General features: G+C 71.6%; 12 protein-coding genes and 1 pseudogene. 9 read left to right on the top strand and 4 right to left on the bottom strand.

Translation table 11 applies throughout. From position 1 onward, the window contains the following. Positions 1-538 precede the first annotated feature (538 nt). Entirely contained in the window at positions 539-2407 is a 1869-nt protein-coding gene (locus tag C1A33_RS05770; RefSeq protein ID WP_101830485.1) for an ATP-binding protein, read from the bottom strand. 164 nt (positions 2408-2571) lie between these two features. Here C1A33_RS05770 and C1A33_RS05775 point away from each other — a divergent pair, with 164 nt between their 5' ends. The 6 genes from C1A33_RS05775 to C1A33_RS05800 all read left to right on the top strand — a co-directional run bounded on the left by C1A33_RS05775 (position 2572) and on the right by C1A33_RS05800 (position 10021). Then, positions 2572-4161, top strand: coding sequence for an FAD/NAD(P)-binding protein (locus C1A33_RS05775; RefSeq protein WP_243407233.1), 1590 nt, complete (start codon positions 2572-2574; stop codon positions 4159-4161). 77 nt (positions 4162-4238) lie between these two features. Beyond that, positions 4239-4664: a hypothetical protein gene (locus tag C1A33_RS05780; RefSeq protein WP_101830486.1), complete on the top strand. Its 426-nt coding sequence runs from the start codon at positions 4239-4241 to the stop codon at positions 4662-4664. Between the two features lie 145 nt (positions 4665-4809). Continuing rightward, on the top strand, positions 4810-6396 hold the full coding sequence (locus C1A33_RS05785; protein WP_101830487.1) for an FHA domain-containing protein: 1587 nt from the start codon (positions 4810-4812) through the stop codon (positions 6394-6396). A gap of 60 nt (positions 6397-6456) precedes the next feature. Beyond that, positions 6457-7224 carry a DUF305 domain-containing protein gene (locus tag C1A33_RS05790; protein WP_101830488.1) on the top strand — a complete coding sequence of 256 codons (768 nt, stop codon included), beginning with the start codon at positions 6457-6459 and terminating at the stop codon, positions 7222-7224. 84 nt (positions 7225-7308) lie between these two features. Next, a complete protein-coding gene (locus C1A33_RS05795) occupies positions 7309-8850 on the top strand; it encodes a SulP family inorganic anion transporter (RefSeq protein WP_101830489.1) in 1542 nt (513 codons plus the stop codon). A gap of 43 nt (positions 8851-8893) precedes the next feature. After that, entirely contained in the window at positions 8894-10021 is a 1128-nt protein-coding gene (locus tag C1A33_RS05800) for a family 43 glycosylhydrolase (protein WP_101830490.1), read from the top strand. 73 nt (positions 10022-10094) lie between these two features. Here the strand turns inward: C1A33_RS05800 and C1A33_RS05810 are convergent, their stop codons facing one another. Further along, positions 10095-11879 carry a regulator gene (locus C1A33_RS05810; RefSeq protein WP_243407234.1) on the bottom strand — a complete coding sequence of 595 codons (1785 nt, stop codon included), beginning with the start codon at positions 11877-11879 and terminating at the stop codon, positions 10095-10097. Between the two features lie 17 nt (positions 11880-11896). Next, a complete protein-coding gene (locus tag C1A33_RS05815) occupies positions 11897-12670 on the bottom strand; it encodes a cysteine hydrolase family protein (RefSeq protein WP_101830491.1) in 774 nt (257 codons plus the stop codon). 335 nt (positions 12671-13005) lie between these two features. Between C1A33_RS05815 and C1A33_RS05820 the strand changes: the two genes are divergently transcribed. Continuing rightward, a complete protein-coding gene (locus tag C1A33_RS05820) occupies positions 13006-13863 on the top strand; it encodes an acyl-CoA thioesterase (RefSeq protein WP_101830492.1) in 858 nt (285 codons plus the stop codon). A gap of 142 nt (positions 13864-14005) precedes the next feature. Here C1A33_RS05820 and C1A33_RS05825 read toward each other — a convergent pair whose 3' ends face one another. Then, entirely contained in the window at positions 14006-15568 is a 1563-nt protein-coding gene (locus C1A33_RS05825) for an MFS transporter (protein WP_423748039.1), read from the bottom strand. A gap of 306 nt (positions 15569-15874) precedes the next feature. Between C1A33_RS05825 and C1A33_RS05830 the strand changes: the two genes are divergently transcribed. After that, the gene (locus C1A33_RS05830; protein WP_243407235.1) at positions 15875-16702 is read left to right on the top strand and encodes a TetR/AcrR family transcriptional regulator; all 828 of its coding nucleotides are present in this window, start codon (positions 15875-15877) and stop codon (positions 16700-16702) included. Positions 16703-16789: 87 nt separating this feature from the next. Beyond that, positions 16790-17748: pseudogene (locus tag C1A33_RS05835) on the top strand (hypothetical protein); the annotation flags it as partial.

Raw genomic sequence — 17748 nt, forward strand, 5'->3', positions numbered from 1 at the left:
TTCAACACACCCAAAATCAAGCCATTAGACGATCATGGAAAATGCGAAAGTCGAGTTACCCGCCAGCCCAAATAAAACTATGATGCTTTAGTACCCGCTGCCGGCCGGGACGCCTCGCTCTGCATTGTTTCCGGGATCTGTCTCCTGAGCGCTGTCCCCTTTTTCGGACGTCGCCACCCCCCGACGCTTTGCGGCTAGCCCTGCCGCGCCGAGGACTATTGCGCCAAATGGATCCGCAATGATTGCTCCGAGGCCGACCAGAATCGACTTACCTGCTCTCGAAATTTCCCCATTCACGTGAGCAGCCTCCCGGATGTTCTCCTGCATCAACGAATTTGCGGCTCACCCTGGACTACGGGAGGGCCGAGCTCGTAGTCACCGTCCCATCGCCATCCAGCTAACGTGATGATGGGCCCACCTACAAGCCATTTCGAGATCCCGACGAACGCCGCTCTCGCCGTCGGAACGAGCCGGGAAATCCTGGGAGAGCACGGACTGCCGCCCTGGCGGCCGTGCCCGGATCCGGCTCCCGACCCCCTCAGTCGCGCAACGTCCACCGGAGTCGTCGCTGTCCAGGGCCCGGTTCGATCCGAACGACCTCGGCCATGCGGTGCAGCCAGCGCAGCGCCCCCTGCGGAGTCATCCCCAGCGCGTTCGCGATCTCGTTCGTGTCACGGGGGCCGCCCGCGAGCAGCACACGGATGTCCGCGGACCGGTCTCGCCGTCCCGCGGGTCTCGCGACGGCCGCGCCAGCCGACGACGACGTCGGCCAGAGAGCCGCCTGGCCGCGTCGAGACTCTGCCCCATGGTCGGAGACACGGCGATCTGGAATGAGACCTTCAGCGAGACGCCACTGCGTCCATCGGCGATCTCCATTCTTTGTCACCAGGCCGGCCGCGGCCATCCCCGTGAGGTCCCTGGACGCGGTTCCGGCGTCGCACCCGGTGAGTCCGCGGTACTGCTGATTGGTAATTGTCGTGTTGCGGTACAGGAAGGCGAGGCCGAACCGCTGACGGTCGGCGAGCCCCGCGGTGTCGACGGTGGACAGCCAGGCAACGGAATCGTCGTCCAGCAGGCTGTGGCTGTGGAAGACGACACGGAACTCGCGGACGGTGTCGATCAGCGCGGGCGGTTCCATCCCCGCGGAGCGAAGCGCCGCGGCCATCGCCGGCAGGCCGGTGCCCCGGTTCTCACAGACCGTCCGTCCGGTTCCGGGGACCTCCACGTCCTCGAGAAGCTTGGCCAGCAGCGCGTTGCGAGACGACGAGGCAGGCTCGGCCAGCAGGTCCTCCCTGCTCACCGGGCCGTGCAGCCCACCCGGGCTGGTCACCACCAGCCGGTCGGGATACAGCTCGACCCGGATCTGCGTCCCCTGGGCCAGCGGATGGTAGTCGCGGTGCATCAGGGCATTCGCCACCGCTTCCCGGATCGCCTCCTCCGGGTACTCCCACTGGTCCAGCCGGCCGATACCGACGATGATGGCGCGCCGCTTCATGTTCCGCCGCACCGCGGCCAGCGCCATGGAAACCATGATCGGTATCGCCCCGTCTATCGACTGGTTGTCCAGAAAGCGGGTGCCGCCCTGGATCGGCTCGCCCGTGATTGTGGGATACGCGACAAACGTGACATCGAGCTGTGGATAATAGCGCTGGGGATAACGGCCCAGGGCCAGAAGCCCCGCCAAGCTCGGTTTCGGCCCGTCCTCCGTGTCGATGAGCACCCGCAGCAGCCTCAGCACCTCGTCGTCCGAGGAGCCCGAGAACAAGGGACCCCGTGTCGCGCGCAGCCGGCGCACCAGCGAGGTGACCAGATCGGCGTCGAGGTCCGCCGGGGACGCCTCCAGGACGGGAACCATGTCATCGCGCGGTTGCCCGCGTGACGACACGAGGATGTGCACCTCGTACGTCGAAAGTGGCCGGTCGCCGTCGTGGGTCCGCAGGTAGGAGCCACGCTCCAGGCCGCGGGCGCGCACATGGCACGGCTTGCGATCGACCGCCATCTCATCGATGCGGGCGGCGACGACCGACTGACCATCGACCGACACGATGTCGATGTCCGACCGGACGGCCGGTTCCAGCTGGTCCACGCATGCCGCGGCGAGGTCGCTCGCCAGCTTCGCCGCGTCGATCCCCACCGGCTGGAATCCCCTGGCCTCATCGAGGCCGAGGATCACCAACCCTCCCCGGGCGTTCGCGAAGGCGGACAGCGTGTCCGCGATGGACTTCGGCAGGCCACCCGCCGCGGCTTTGACCTCGATGGACTGCAGGTCGGTCCCAGCCTGACGGAGCCGAACGACCGCGTCGTCCACCTCGGCCTGAAGGTTCGCCATCGCCATCGCCACCCACAACCCAAACTTTGATCTACAACTTGAGCGACAACTTAGCCTCGAAGTTGTCGCTTGTACCATCCTAAGTTGTAGATCGTTTATGTGGGGGCAGGTGGGCACGGGTGTCGGAACCTGGACATCCCTCGCGGTGGGTGTGGCCCTATCGTGGCAGCAGGACGGCCAGGCCGGGAGCGACGATCCGTCCGCGGGTCCGTACGCGGATCGAGGTGGGCGGAGGGACGGCCGTGGGTGGTGACCTGACCCCCGCGTTGCTCGCTGCCCCGGTGTGGACGGACGCGATGGTCGCGGCCGCCGGCATCCCGATCCGGGACGTGGAGCTGGTCACCGTCGGCGGTGGGATCGGCTCGTTCGTCCTCGTCGACCAGCTGCGCATCGCCGGGCTGCCGGCGTCGGCCATCAGGGTACTGTCCACGATCGACCAGCCGTGGCAGACCTACCAGTACCTGACCCGGGTCTCGCAGATCCCCGAGCATGAGCGGATCCGGTCGGACTCGGCGTCCACCCCGGACAACATCTGGGGCTTCCCGTCGTACGCGGTGCGCGAGGCGTTCACCGCCTCGACCCTGCGCGGGTTCACCCGGCCGCTGTGGCAGGTGCTGACCGAGCCGGTGCTGTCCGACTACTACACCCCGCGGGTCGGCACGGTGTTCGCGAGCATGGCCCGAGAGGCGGCGCGCATCGACTGGCCGTCGATGCTGGTCCGCGGCCAGGTCCGGATGGTGCGCCGGCGCGCCGGCGGTGGCTACCTGACGATCCTCACCCCGCCGGCGGACGGCTCGGAATCGATGCCCACCCTGCGGCTGGGGAGCGCCCCGAGGAGGACGGCTGCCCCCGCCGAGTTGGCACCGGCCACCAGGCGGATCGCCTACCGCAGCCGGTTCGTGCACCTCGCCGTCGGCTACCCGGGGCTGCGTTTCCTGCCCGACCTGCAGGAGTACCGGGCCCGCCACGGCGACGTGCGCCGGGTCGTCAACGCCTACGAGCCGCACGAGCACGTCTACGACGAACTTGTCCGCCATCCGGCGACCGTCGTCGTCCGCGGCGCCGGGATCGTCGCGTCCCGCATCCTGAACCGGCTGATCAACGACCGGGACCGGCAGGGCGCGCGCACCCACATCGTCCACCTGTTCCGCACCTACGTACGTGGCGCGCACGGGCCGAGCGTGTTCATGCGCCGCCGTGGCGGCGACGGCTGGGCCTACCAGGGTTTCAACTACCCGAAGTCGGTCTGGGGCGGGCAGCTCAAGGCGCGGATGCGCGAGCTGGAGGGCGCCGAGCGCAGGGCCCTCTACGACGCCATCGGCGGCACGAACACGCCGCGCCGCCGGGTCTGGCAGGAGCAGCTGGCCCGCGGTCGCCGCGAGGGCTGGTACACCACGCACGTCGGCGAGGTGCACACCCTGGAACCGGGTCCGGACGGCACGGTCGTCACCCGGATGCGCACCGCCGACGGCATGCTGGAGGTGCCGGCCGCCTACGTGATCGACGCGACCGGGCTGATCGCCGACATTCGCGAGCACCGGGTGCTGGCCGACCTGCTCGACCACTCCGGCGCCGGCCACAACCCGCTCGGCCGGCTCGACGTGGAGCGCACATTCGAGGTGCGCGGCACCCGCAGCGACCCGGGACGGCTCTACGCGTCCGGCGCGGCGACGCTCGGCGGCTACTTCCCGGGCGTCGACACCTTCCTCGGCCTGCAGATCGCCGCGCAGGAGATCGCCGACGACCTGGCGTCGGTCGGTTTCGGGCAGCGCCTCGACAGCCGCCGCTCGGTGACGCAGTGGGTCCGGTGGATGCGCAACCAGCCGGTCTGAGCGGCCGGTCCAAGCGGCAGAGGGACACGTGGGACAGAGGGATACGCGGGACAGAGGGGCGGAGGGGAGGGACATCCGTGGTACCGACGTTGGGCGGTCGTGTGCAGACGCGGCTGTTCCTGCTCGCCACCGTCGGCGTCGTGCTGACGGTGCTGGTCGTGCCGGTGCTGCCGGGCGCGGGGGCCGACTACGGCGGCGCGTTCGGGGTGCTGGTGGCGGTCGCCGTGCTCGGGGTCGGCTGGGAGCTCATCTACCACGGGCTCCAGCAGTTCCGCTGGGAGAAGGACTGGCCAACGGGATTCGGCCTGGTCACGGGGGTGAACGAGGGCCTGCTCACGTGGCTCGCGGCGCGCGGTGGGCTCGTGCCGGGCGCGGGCGGGGTGGCATCGTCGGCGTTCGCGATGCACTTCGCCGTGGTCTGGCTGGGCGTCTGGCTGTGCGCGAACGGGCCGCTGCGGGTGGCCGTGCCGCGGTGGCGATTCCACGGCGGTCGGCTGTGGTGACGGCCAAGGCGGTACCGGCCGGGCGACGGGCACGGCAGGATAGGTCCTGAGCACGGAACGACTTCCACCAGCCCCGCCCGCGGCCGCGATCATGGCCGCGAACGGCGCGGGCCGACCGGGGACGACAGGGGACGAGAGGCGAGGCATGGCGGGTCTGGACCAATTCCGGGTGGTCGTCGAGTCCGGGCGCACCGATGAGTCCGGGCGCGCCGACCGCGCTGGCGTGGTCGTGCGGCTGCCCGGCGCGCTGATCGTCGCCCGCGCGGGCCGTCCCGAGACGGCCGAGATCACCGGCCGGCTGCTCGGGCTGTGCGCCGAGGTGGCCGCTGAGGCGGGGGCGACCGCGTCGACCATGGGCCGTCGCCTGGTCCGCCGGGTCGCAGGCGTCCTCGCCGACGCGGACCCCGACCAGGTACCCGACTTCAGCCTGCTGACGACCGTCAACGACCGGATCGCCGCCCTGGTGCACGGCGCGATGGACGTCGTGGCCAGCGGCACCACCGGGCTGACTCTTTCCGGCGTCGACTCGGCCACCTGGGTCGACCGGCTGCTGCCGACGGAGATCAGCCGGCTGGACGTCGGGCCGACGGGGATCGTCACGGCCGGCGGCTTCCCGGGTAGCCTCGGGGATCTCGGCTTCCCGCTCGACCTGCGCATCGGCGCCGTGCCCGGGATCGGCGTGAGCCTGATCCTCGGCGAGGCGTTGGCGGTGCCGGCGGTGAAGGCCTCCGCCGAGCGGCTGCTCGCCGGCTTCGACGCGGCGCGCGAGCCGAGGACCGGTGGCGAGCCGATCGCGGCACCGACGCCGCCGCCGCTGGCCCCGCTGCTCAGCGAGGAGGAGGAGGCGCACCGGCGACGAGCGGCGGCCGAGCCGACCCAGGCCGCCGACCTCGACGAACTCGACGACGAGGACCCGCCGACCGAGCTCGCCGGGCGGGAGCCGCTCGGACGAGAGCCACTCGGACGGGAGCCACTCGGACGGGAGCCACTCGGGCGGGAGCCACTCGGACGAGAGCCGCTCGGACGGGAGCCGCTCGGACGGGAGCCGCTCGGACGGGCAAGCGTCGAGTCGGGGCCGAACGGCCACCTCGGCCAGTTCGGCGACCACGGCGGCCACGGCGAGCCGATGACCGACGGCCTCGGCGACGATCTCACCGACGACGAGCACGACGCGCTGACCCAGCTTCCCGGGCAGACGTTCACCGTCTCCGACCTCATCGAGGACGACGAGGCGCCAACGATGCTGCCGGGCAACTCCGAGCCCCAGGTCGAGGGCGTGCTGTGCGCCAACGGCCACTTCAACCACCCGCAGGCGCCGTACTGCGCCGAGTGCGGCCTGTCGCTGGCGCAGCAGACCGCCCGCACGGTGTGGGGCCCGCGCCCGCCGGTCGGCGTGCTCGTCTTCGATGACGGGCAGACGATGAACGTCGACATGGATCTGGTCATCGGCCGCCAGCCGGACCGGGACGACGCGGTGCGCGCCGGCAAGGCCCGGGCGCTGCCGGTGGAGGACGGGGAGAGCGCCGTCTCCCGGGTGCACGCCATCATCACCCTGACCGGCTGGGACGCGGTGATCACCGACCAGGGGTCGGCGAACGGCACCTACATCGCCCCGCCGGAGGCCACCGTGTGGACGCCACTCAGCCCGCACCAGCCGGCACCGTTGGTGCCGGGCACCCGCGTCCAGGTCGGCAAGCGTACCTTCGTCTTCAACTCGCATATTCACGTATAGGGGCGCTCGTCGGTGGGGCGGCGCGCGTCATCTCGACACCTACGTCAGACTTGACGGACGATGAGCGACACAGACTCGCGCGCCGGGGTCGACCTGCCCGCCCCCGCAGACCAGGCGCCCGCGGACGAACCCAGGCCCAGGCGGGGGCGGCGGTCAGCCCTGTGGTGGACGCCGGTGGCCCTCGTGCTGGTGGCCGCTGTGCTGGCCGTCGGCGCCGCGCTCGGTTCGGTGTTCGACGGCTCGCCCGGTGAGGGCTCCGTCGACGTCGGTTTCGCCCGGGACATGTCCGAGCACCATGCCCAGGCCGTCCAGATGGCGATGATCGAGTTCGACCGCGGGAGCGACCCGACGAGTCGCAGCGTCGCGCAGGACATCGCGCTCACCCAGCAGCGCGAGATCGGCGTGATGTCGGCGTGGCTGTCCGGCTGGGGCCGCACCCAGACGGTCAGCGGCCCGCCGATGCGCTGGATGGGCGGCACGGACGCCGCCGGCATGACGGACGGCGGCGCGACCGGCGGCCATGACATGCACGACATGCCCGGCATGGGGACGACCGCGGACCCGGACGACACCGCCCGGATGCCCGGTATGGCCACCCCGGCCGAGTTGCGGCGCCTCGCGTCGTCGAGCGGTCGCGACCTCGACGTGCAGTTTCTCACGCTGATGATCCATCATCACCGCGGTGGGCTGGCGATGGCGCAGTACGCGGCCAGGCACGGCGAACAGGACCGCACCCGCAGCCTTGCCCGGGCGATGGTGCTCAACCAGTCCATCGAGATCGACCAGATGCAGAACGATCTCGTCCGACTCGGTGCGCCACGCGCCTGACCAGGGTGGTCCGGCCCGTCTCGCCCGGGTGGACCGGTTCGTCTCGTCACCGCCACTTACCGATCTCCCGAGGTCTGCTGCCCTATGACTGAGGTTTCCGACCGCGCGGCCGCCACCGCGGCCGACCGCCGGCACCCGACCGCCGGGGGCCGTCAGCGCGTCGCGGCACTCGCCCGGCGCCGGCCCGGCGTCCGCTATGTCCGGATCGAACTGCTCGCCGGCCTGGTGACGGCGCTCGCCCTGATCCCGGAGACGATCTCGTTCTCCGTGGTGGCCGGGGTCGACCCACGGGTCGGCCTGTTCGCGTCGTTCACGATCTCGGTGGTGATCGCCTTCACCGGGGGCCGGCCGGCGATGATCTCGGCGGCGGCCGGATCGATGGCACTGGTCGCGGCGCCCCTGGTCCGGGAGCACGGACTGAACTACCTGCTCGCGACGACGATCATGGTGGGCCTGCTGATGTTCGCGCTGGGCATGCTCGGGGTGGCGAGGCTGATGCGCTTCATCCCGCGCACCGTGATGATCGGCTTCGTCAACGCGCTGGCGATCCTGATCTTCACCGCCCAGATACCGCACGTCGTGGGGCATTCGTGGGTGGTCTATGTGCTGGTCGCGGGTGGGCTGGCCATCCTGCTCACGCTGCCGCGGCTCACCCGGGCCGTCCCGGCGCCCCTGGTCGCGGTGGGCATCCTCACCCTGGTCACGGTCTGCTTTCACATCTCGGTGCCGACGGTCGGGGACGAGGGCCGGCTGCCGTCGTCGCTGCCCCGCCCGGGCCTGCCCGACGTGCCGATGGCCTGGGAGACGCTGCGGATCATCGCACCGTACGTGCTGGCCCTGACCGCGGTCGGACTGCTGGAGACCCTGCTCACCGCCCAGATCGTCGACCGGATGACCGAGTCCACCCACGACCCGAACCGCGAGTCCTGGGGGCTCGGCGTCGCCAACGTCGTCAACGGGTTCTTCGGCGGCATGGGCGGCTGCGCGATGATCGGCCAGACGATGGTCAACGTCAACTCGGGTGGGCGCGGTCGGCTGTCCACGTTCGCGGCCGGTGGCTTCCTGCTCATGCTGGTGGTGCCGCTGCGCGGGATCGTGCAGCACATCCCGATGTCGGCGCTGGCCGCGGTGATGATGCTGGTCGCGGTGATGACCTTCGAGTGGCGCAGCGTGGCGCCGTCGACGCTGCGTCGGATGCCTCGCGGGGAGACGCTCGTGATGGTCGCCACGGTCGCCGTCGTGGTGCCGACGCACAACCTCGCCTACGGGGTGCTCGTCGGCGTGGTCCTCGCCGCCCTGCTGTTCACCCGCCGCGTCGCCCACCTCGCGATGGTGACCAGCGTGCTCGACCCGGAGGGGGGCGAGCGGATCTACGCGGTCCAGGGCACGCTGTTCTTCGCCTCCACGAACGAGCTGGTCAACGCGTTCGACTACGCCCGCGACCCGACCCGGGTGGTCATCGACCTCTCCGACGCCGACGTCCTCGACTCGGCCGCCGTCGCCGCGCTCGACGATGTCCGTACGAAGTACCGCGAACGCGGCGCGGACGTCAGTCTGGTCGGGCTGAACAGCCGCAGCGCCGCCCTGCTGCGCGGACTGTCAACCACGCCGGACGCAACAGCATGAATACACTCCGCCATCAGATGCTCACAATGAGAATGGTGGCGGCATGGGCGAGAAGGGGCTCACCCACGGGCTGATCGACTACGCGCGGCGCCAGCCGGCCGTGGTCATCATCGTCCTCGTGCTGGTCGGCCTGTACGCGTCGAAGGCGGGCTCGGCCACGTCGTCCCGGGCCGTGATCGTGCCGAACCTCGACTTCCCGGCGCCGTCGCTGCTGACCCGCGACCGGACGACCTACGTGGTCGGCGTGGACCCGCGCGCGCCCGACACGATCCGTCTGCTGACGAGCCGGGAGCGGCGCTCGTGGAGCGTCGCCTCCGGCGGCCTTACGGCGCCGCCGGCCTGGGCGGATTCCGGCGGCGGGCTGGGGCCGGCGGCGATCGGCGTGTTCGACGGCTCATACGTCCTCTACTACACGGCGCAGGTGCGTGGCCTGGGCGTGCGCTGCGTCTCCGCGGCGACCTCGAAGCACCTCGACGAGCCGTTCGTCGACACCTCGCTCGCCCCGTTCGTCTGCCAGCCGGCGGAGGGCGGCAGCACCGATCCGAGCCCGTTCCTCGACGAGGCCGGGCGGCCCTACCTGGCCTGGAGCAGCCCCGGGCAGACCGCGGGCGCGGCCCCGACACTGTGGGCGCAGCGGCTGCGCCCGGACGGGCTGGTGCTCACCGGCGACCCGGCCGTCCTGCTGCGCCCGAGCCTGGACTGGCAGCAGAAGCGGGTCGCCAGCCCGTCGATGATCTCCAAGGACGGGCACTACCACCTGGTGTACTCCGCCGCGCCGGAGCTGAACGACCGCCAGGTGGTGGCCGCGGCGGAGTGCGCGAGCCCGCTGGGGCCGTGCACGGCGGCGGACAAGCCGCTGCTGACCGGCGGGAAGATCGGCTCGGGTCCCGGCGGCGCGCACGCCTTCGCCGACGCCCGCAACCGCTGGTGGCTCGGGCTGCACAGCTGGGACGCCCCGCCGGGTGGCGCCTACCTGCCGGCCGGGCGGCTCGCCGTCGTGCCGCTGAAGATCCGCGACGGCGGGGTGTCGACGCACGTCGGGTCGACCACGCTGGGCCAGGTGCGCACCCCGGAACAGCACGGCACCAGCGGGCAGGACGGCGACGAGCGCGACGGCCGTGAGCGCGACCGATTCGACTTCAACCACGAGAAGCACGCCCGCGACGAGTAGGGCGGGAGTCCGCCCTACTCGTCACACAGGTTCAGCCGGTCGTCGCAGCGGTTCAGCCGGTCGTCGCAGCGGTTCAGCCGGTCGTCGCCGGGGTGGCGGGTGCCGTTCCCGCCGCGGCCGGCACCGTGTCCTCCGTGGGCGCGGCCTCCTCGGCCGAGGCCGTACGGTCCTTCGCCGGCGCCGGCGCCGGCGCCGGGTCCGGCGCGGGTGCGGCGTCCTCGGTCGGCCGGGCCTGGCTGGGGATGCCGTGCTCGCGTTCCAGGGCGATCTCCTCGGCGTCGGGGACGCGCGGGGCCGGCCGGGTCAGCGCCCAGATTCCGCACAGCACCGCCAGGAACAGGTAGCCGAGGGCGACCTGCCCGCCGCCGGCGTTCCACTCGACCTTCTCGGCGTGGATCAGGCCGATGAAGGACAGCGCCGCCCCGGCCGCCGACGCGATCGTCGCGGAGATGAACCGTTTGTCGATGATGAACGCGACGATCGAGCCGAGCACCAGGCCGGCGAGCACCGCGCCGTCGCCGAGGGTGTGCAGGCCGTGCAGCAGCACGCTGTTGCCCTCGAGATCCGCGTCGGTGACGGTGAGGTTGACCGCCGGGTTCAGCTTCGACGCGACGCCGACCGCGGTGGTCACCGTGTTGTCGATCTGGCTGGCCGCCCAGGAGGCGATGTTCGGGATGATCGCCGCCACCACCGCCGCGCCGTGCGCCTTCGGCGAGACCTGGAATGCCTGGGCACCGATGAGCAGGCCGATGTAGAGCAGGATCGGCACGATCGCCGGCAGCGGCAGCACCGCGTTGAGCAGCCCGAACAGGCCGCAGAAGCACAGCAGTGCGATCACCACGCCGGTCGCGAGCGAGTAGCCGGTGCGCCCGCCGGCGGCCTTCCAGCCGGGGTGCCCGATGTAGACGGCGGGCGGGAACGGCGAGCCGAGCATCGAGCCGATGATCGCGCCGAAGCCGTCCGCGAGCAGGATCGGGCGCAGGTTGAAGCTGTCCCCCGCGGACGCGGCGCTCTCCACGTTGGTCATGCCCTCGGTGAAGTTGTAGACGCCGAGTGGGATCGCGGTGGCCAGCAGCGGCGAGATGTCGGACAGGCCGTCGAACAGCCGGTCGAAGTGGAACGTGGGCAGCGACAGCGCGATGTCCTTGGCCGCCTCGGAGACGGCCGGAGTGTCCATGAAGCCGCCGATCCAGCCGATCGCGGTGCCCACCGCCAGCGCCACCGCGCCGATCGGCAGGTTGTACGGCAGCTTCAGGTCCGTGAGCAGGCCGATGAGCAGCAGCCCGAAGACCGGCAGCGCGATCCAGGCGGCGTCCCACATCTGCGCCGCCGGACGCATCGAGATGAACGCGATCGAGATGCCGGCCAGCGTGCCGAGCATGGCCGCCCGCGGTGCGTACCGGCGGATCGTCGGCCCCACGAACGCACCGATGACGACGATGATGCCGATGATGAACGCCCAGGCCAGACCCGCCTGCCATGCCTCGACCGGGTTCTTCGTCTTCAGGTAGATCGGCAGCATGATGACGAAGACGACGATGAACATGTGCGGGACGCTCGGCCCGTACGGCATCGCCGTGACGTCGTCGCGGCCCTCCTTCACCGCGAGCCGCCGGCCCAGGTAGGCGTAGAACAGGTTGCCGATGAGCATCGCGATGCCGAGCGCGGGCAGGATCGCGCCGAACACGTCGTCCTTGGGGATGTTGACGACGAACAGGCACAGCGATGTCAGGACGATGACGTTGACGAGGACGTTGATGCCCAGGCCGAAGAAGGCGTTGGTGTCGCCCTTCGTCCAGTAGGGCAGGGCGGGCGCGCCGGACACCGCGGGCGCCGGCCGGTTCCCGATTCTGATCATGATGGGACCGTGCTCTCTCAGGAAGCCGTGACGGCGGGGACGGGCAGACCGGCAGACAGGGGCGGGCCGGCGGGCAGGGGCAGCGCGGCGAGCAGGTCCGCCGACGGCGCGACCCAGCCGAAGATCCCGCCCTGGGCGGCGACCATCTCCAGCGCCACCCGCTGGAACTCGGGGAAGTACGAGCCGACGCAGTCGGACAGCACCAGGCACTCGTAGCCGCGGTCGTTGGCCTCGCGGACGGTCGTGTGCACGCAGACCTCGGTCGTCACCCCGGTGACGATCAGGCTGGTGATGCCGCGGGCGGTGAGCATGTCACCGAAGGCGGTGGCGTGGAAGGCGCCCTTGCCGGGCTTGTCGATGACGGACTCGCCGTCGATCGGGGCGAGCTCGTCGATGATGTCCTGGCCGTACTCGCCGCGGATGAGGATGCGGCCCTTCGGGCCGACGTCGCCGATGCGCAGGGTGGCGTTGCCGCGGTGCAGCTTCGCCGGAGGCAGGTCGGACAGATCGGGCAGGTGTCCCTCGCGGGTGTGGATGACGGTGAGGCCGACGGCACGGGCCGCGGCGAGCACGGCCCGCAGGGGTTCGATCGTGCCGCGCAGCTGACTGACGTCGTTGCCGAGGCTCTCTCCGAAGCCGCCCGGCTCGAGGAAGTCGCGCTGCATGTCGATGAGCACGAGCGCGGTGGTCGCGGGATCGAAGGTGAAGTCGTACGGCCGGGCGCTCACGGTCAGGGGCGCGATCGAGGTCTGGTCGACGGTCGGGGTCGGAGTCTCTGCGGGTTCGCTCATGCCAGCTGTCGCCATCCCAGGTCCACAGGTGCGGGGCGGCCGCTGCCTTCCCCGTCGTGCCTGGAGACGAGGGTCGGGGGAGGTCGTTTCAGCGCACCACGTGGCACGTAACACAGCGATGAACTCTGTATCCCGAGCCGTACCCGAGTCCGTATACAACCTCGAATGCGACGGACTTGCAGCGCTTTGGGATGTTTTGCTGACGGGCGAGACCGCACGGGGACGTGGCGTACGCCACTGAGCCCCTCCCACCATGCCGAACGGGTCGATATTGGCCCACGAGGCTCCACGCCGGCGGCGCCGAGGTCGCCGACCGTCGATGAAAGGGGTGCGGTGTGGGTGTACAGCCGGTCGAGGCGATCGATGCGACACTGCCGATCAACGCCGCCACACCGGGCTATTTCACCCTGAGCGACCTGCTGTCCGTACTCGATCTGCGTGGTGACGTCCCGCCGGTGCCAGCGCGGACGCTGGCGAGCGCGCATGGCGGTGTCTGGGGCTCGCAGCAGCTCGGTCAGCAGGTGATGCTCGCGGAGCGGCTGACGCCGGGCAAGGTGGTGCACTCACTGCACACGATCTTCGCGCGCCCCGGTGACTGCATGCAGCCGGTCTGGATCGACGTGGAACGGCTGGCGAGCGGCGGTTCGGTCGACGCGCTGGCCCTGACCTTCCGGCAGGGTGCGCAGCAGCTGTCACGGGCGACCATGATGCTGCGCGCGCCGGCGCCGGACTTCCTGCGGGTCTCGCCGGCGATCACGATGCCACCGGGCCCGGACGCCGGCGAGCCGGACGACGACCGCCCGATGATGCCGTGGGAGTCCCGTGCCCTGCCGCCGGTCGAGGAAAACGTGCGGGACCACTGGTCCCGGATCAGCGGAGCCGGCTCGGATCCCACGCTGTGGCGGGCTCTCATCGCCCATTCCTGCGAACTGTTCCCGCTGGCGGACATCGTGGTCGCGCAGGGCCTGGCGGAGGCGCCGCGCGCGCCGCGGGCCGGGATCGCGGCCATGGTGCTGTCCCAGACCGTGACCTTCTTTAACGATCTGGACGTGCGGGACTGGCATCTGTACCGGGTCCACACCGTGCACGTGGGGCATGGGCGCACCGGCTCCCGTATCGAGGTGTTCGCCCCGGATGGAACGCTGCGGGCAGAGGCCGAGATCATCGGGCTGCTCCGGGGCACCCGCTCCTGACGCCTCGCACGCGTCCGGTCGGGGCCGGTGTTCCCTGGCGGGTCCACCGGGCCCCGACCGGTTCATGCGAGCGTCCGCAGGACCGGCTCAGGGCCGGGCAACGGGGACGGCGCCGGGGTGGCGCGGCCCCGTCCTGGAAGGGTCAGCCCTCGGCGGCGGGAACCGCCTGGGCGACCTGAACGCCCTGCTTCAGCTCGGACGACTCGCCGTCCGCCTCGCCCGGGTCGGCTACCGCCGCCACCACCACCGTGGCGTCGTCAGCGGGGACGGCCGGGACAGGCACCTCGACGGCAGCCGCCGCGGGACGGCGCCGAGGCAGCAGCAGCGCCGCCGGCACTCCTAGCACCAGCACGCAGGCCGCGACGAACAGGCCGAAGGAGTAGCCGGAGGTCAGAGCCTCGAGGTGTGGGACACCGGCGCGCGACCTGTCCTCCGTGCGGTGGGTGGCGAGGGTGGTGACCGCGGCCAGGCCGACGGCCGCACCGATCTGACGGCCGGTGTTGACGAGCCCGGAGGCGAGCCCGGCCATGCGCATGGGCACGCCGGAGGTCGCGGCCGAGACCATCGCGACCATCGTGCAGCCCATTCCGAATCCCATCAGGACCGCGGGACCGAACACCTCCCCCCAGTACGTGCCGTCCACGGTGATGGCGGACAGCCAGAACAGGCCGCCGGAACCCAGCGCGGCCCCGGCACCGATGATCGGGCGTGGCCCGATCCGACCGATGATCCGCGTGACCAGCTGCGAGGCAATGATGATCATGATGGGCATCGGCAGCATCGACAGCCCGGCACGCAGCGGACTGAAGTCGTGGACCCGCTGCAGATACAGCGTGAGGAAGAAGAACACGGCGAACATGCCGGCGCCGAGGAAGGCCGCGATCAGGTTCGCCACCGCGATCCCCGGATACCGGAAGATCCCAAGCGGAACGAGCGGGCTGGCGCTGGTCGCCTCGATCGCGACGAAGACGCCCAGCAGCACGACCGCCGCGGCGAGCATCCCCAGCGTGGTCGCCGACGTCCACGAGTCCGTCTCCGTGCGGACGATCGCGTAGACCAGCAGCACCAGGCCGCCGGTGACCGTCAGCGTGCCCGGGACGTCGAGGTCCCGCAGGCGGCTGACCTGGCCGCGCGACTCCGTCAGCACGGCCCGCGCCGCGGCGACCAGCACCACACCGATCGGCACGTTGACGAACAGCACCCAGCGCCAGTCGGCGACGTCGGTGAGAACGCCGCCCAGCACCGTTCCGAACGCACCGCCACTGGCCGCCGTGGCGCCCCAGGCACCGAACGCCCTGGTCCTCTCCCGCCCTTCAGTGAACGAGGTCATCAGCAGGCTCAGCGTCGCGGGGGCGAGCACCGCCCCACCGAGGCCCTGCACCGCCCGCGCGGCGATGATCTGACCCTCGTTCTGCGCCAGACCGCCGACGAGGCTCGCCAGCGTGAACAGGCCGAGGCCGAGGATGAACACCCGCCGGCGGCCGAAGAGATCCGCCGCCCGCCCGCCGAACAGGAGCAGCCCGGCGAAGGCCAGGGTGTAGGCGTTGATCACCCACTGGAGCCCGCCGGAGGACATGTGCAGATCGTCCTGCATGGCCGGCAGCGCGACGTTCACGATCGAGATGTCGAGCACCACCATGAACTGGGCCAGGCAGCACACCGCCAGGACCGCCCAGCCGGCCCGCGGCGCCCCGCCGACCGTCACACCCGGCGCCCCCGGCGCCCCCGGCGCCGCCGAACCTGCCCTTACCTGTGAGACCTCGACCGGGCCCGAGCCCGAGCCATTCCGTTGCGACATCTAGCGACCCCTCCTCCGTGCCGTCGTCGTACGCCGTACGACGACGGGGCCCACCCTACGCGTACGATGTACGAACGGCAAAGGCGCGGGTGAATCCCGTTCGGCCCGCGATGGGCCTCGGGCGGGACGGCTCTTTGGGTTTGAGTCGTGCTCGAGCCGTGACGTGCTTTGATGGGATGTGCTTCGGGAGGTGACGAGGTGAGGACGGCGCCGGTGAGACCAGCCGCGGGGTCGACCGAGGGTCATCCCACACACGACACGCCCGCCTGCCGGCCGAAGCTGAGTCCGGATCTGCTCGCCCGGGCCGCCATCGCCATCGCGGACGCCGACGGTCTCGCCGCCGTGTCGATGCGCCGGCTCGCCTCGAGCCTCGGCGTCGGGACGATGACGCTCTACTACCACGTCCGCGACAAGGACGAGCTGCTCAACCTGGTGTGGGACGAGTTCATGGGCGAGCACCTGCTCGACGAGATCCCGGCTGACTGGCGTACCGCCCTGACCGAGATCGCCCAGCGCACCCGGGAGTCCTACCAGCGTCATCCATGGGCGCTGCAGGTGGTGGCGCGTCCCGCCCGCGGGCCGAACAAGCTTCGCCACATCGAGCAGTACCTCACCATCGCCTCGCGGATCACGGACGACCCGGACGAGCAACTGCGCATCATCCACTCCGTGGGTGATCTCGTGGTCGGCTGCACTTTGCGCGAGCTCAGCTTCGTGGCATACCCGGCCCCCGCCGAGCGCGAGCCGGCCAGGCCGCTGGCGGCCATCGACGCGCCCGTGCCCGCCGAGGTGCTGGTCGCCGAGCCGCTGACGGCGGGCAACGTCGCCGTGAGCGCGGGGCGCCAGCCGCGGCCCGACTTCGGCGCCCTCGCGAGCTCCGAGGAGCTGCCGCGGCTGCGCAACGTGTGGACGAACGGCTGCATGCTGCGGGCGCCGCGCTTCGAGCGGGCGCTGGGGTGGCTGCTGGACGGCATCGAGGCGGCCCATCCCGCGGCGGCGTCGTCGGCGTCGTCCCGGATGCATCCGAAGAAGGGTGCGTAGCGGCCTTCACGGACACGAGTTGAGTAGCTACCGTCGGAGAAGCCGGTCGCCGCCGGCGATCCGCGAGTCGCATCCGGGGCTGCCACCATGACCGTTCGACTACCGCGCCACGTCGCGCCGCTCGCCACCGGCGAGCCGGCGTCACTCGGGCCGTACCAGCTGCTCGGCCGCATCGACGCGGGCATCACCGGTGTCGTCCATCTGGGCCGGGCACCCGGTGGCGCGCAGGTCGCGGTGCGATCGCTGCACCCGGGAGACTCGCTGCGGGCCGACATGCGGGCCCGCTTCGCCGCCGCCGTCGACCGCGCCCGCGCGCTCGCCGGCCCGCACACCTGTGGCGTTCTCGATGCCGCGCCGGAGGCGGACCGCCCCTACGTCGTCAGCGAGTTCGTCGGAGGCCCGACCCTGGCGCGCGAGCTCACCGAGCGCGGCCCGCTGTCGGTCGACGAGGTGGACCGGCTCGCCCGCACCCTGCTGACGACCATCGAGGCCGCCCACCGGACGGTCGGGGCGCTTGGTGACCTGACGCCCACCGACATCGTGCTGAGCGTCGTCGGTCCCCGTCTGGTCGACCTGGGCCTCGCCGCCGCGCTGCGCCCGCTACTGGTGACGGCCGCCGCCGGACGCGAGGCGTCGGGCGCGGCAGGCTATGTGCCCGGGTACGGCTACGGGCCGGCGGCGGGCGGTTGGGACGGTCCCGCCGCGGACATCGTCGCCTGGGCCGGGATCGTCGATCTCGCGGCCACCGGCCGGCCGGCCGGATCGGTCGAGCCGGCGGCGCGCGGTGGCTGGCGGCGCGCGGAGCGGCCCGGCCAGGACGCGGCGACCAGTCCCGCGGTGCGCCGGGCTCTCGCCCGCGTCCGCCAGGCCGACGGCGCCTCGCTGCCGGACACCTCCGAGCTCCTGGCGCTGCTCGCCGGGGCGCGCCCGCGCTCGGGCCGCGCCGGCCGGGAGCGCGGGCAGCGGGACACGAGCGGTGCCCTGGCCCGGTCCGAGCCGGTACCGGCCCCGCGGGCCGAGCGCCGCCCCCACGCCCCGCCACGCAT

It is taken from the genome of Frankia canadensis (genome assembly GCF_900197875.1).
In the GTDB taxonomy this organism is placed as follows: domain Bacteria; phylum Actinomycetota; class Actinomycetes; order Frankiales; family Frankiaceae; genus Frankia; species Frankia canadensis.

What these genes read in the sequence shown, in the direction of transcription:
- C1A33_RS05770 (WP_101830485.1), bottom strand. Translation starts at nt 2,407, where the DNA reads ATGGTACAAGCGACAACTTCGAGGCTAAGTTGTCGCTCAAGTTGTAGA.
- C1A33_RS05795 (WP_101830489.1), top strand. Translation starts at nt 7,309, where the DNA reads ATGACTGAGGTTTCCGACCGCGCGGCCGCCACCGCGGCCGACCGCCGG.
- C1A33_RS05810 (WP_243407234.1), bottom strand. Translation starts at nt 11,879, where the DNA reads ATGATCAGAATCGGGAACCGGCCGGCGCCCGCGGTGTCCGGCGCGCCC.
- C1A33_RS05815 (WP_101830491.1), bottom strand. Translation starts at nt 12,670, where the DNA reads ATGAGCGAACCCGCAGAGACTCCGACCCCGACCGTCGACCAGACCTCG.
- C1A33_RS05790 (WP_101830488.1), top strand. Translation starts at nt 6,457, where the DNA reads ATGAGCGACACAGACTCGCGCGCCGGGGTCGACCTGCCCGCCCCCGCA.
- C1A33_RS05785 (WP_101830487.1), top strand. Translation starts at nt 4,810, where the DNA reads ATGGCGGGTCTGGACCAATTCCGGGTGGTCGTCGAGTCCGGGCGCACC.
- C1A33_RS05800 (WP_101830490.1), top strand. Translation starts at nt 8,894, where the DNA reads ATGGGCGAGAAGGGGCTCACCCACGGGCTGATCGACTACGCGCGGCGC.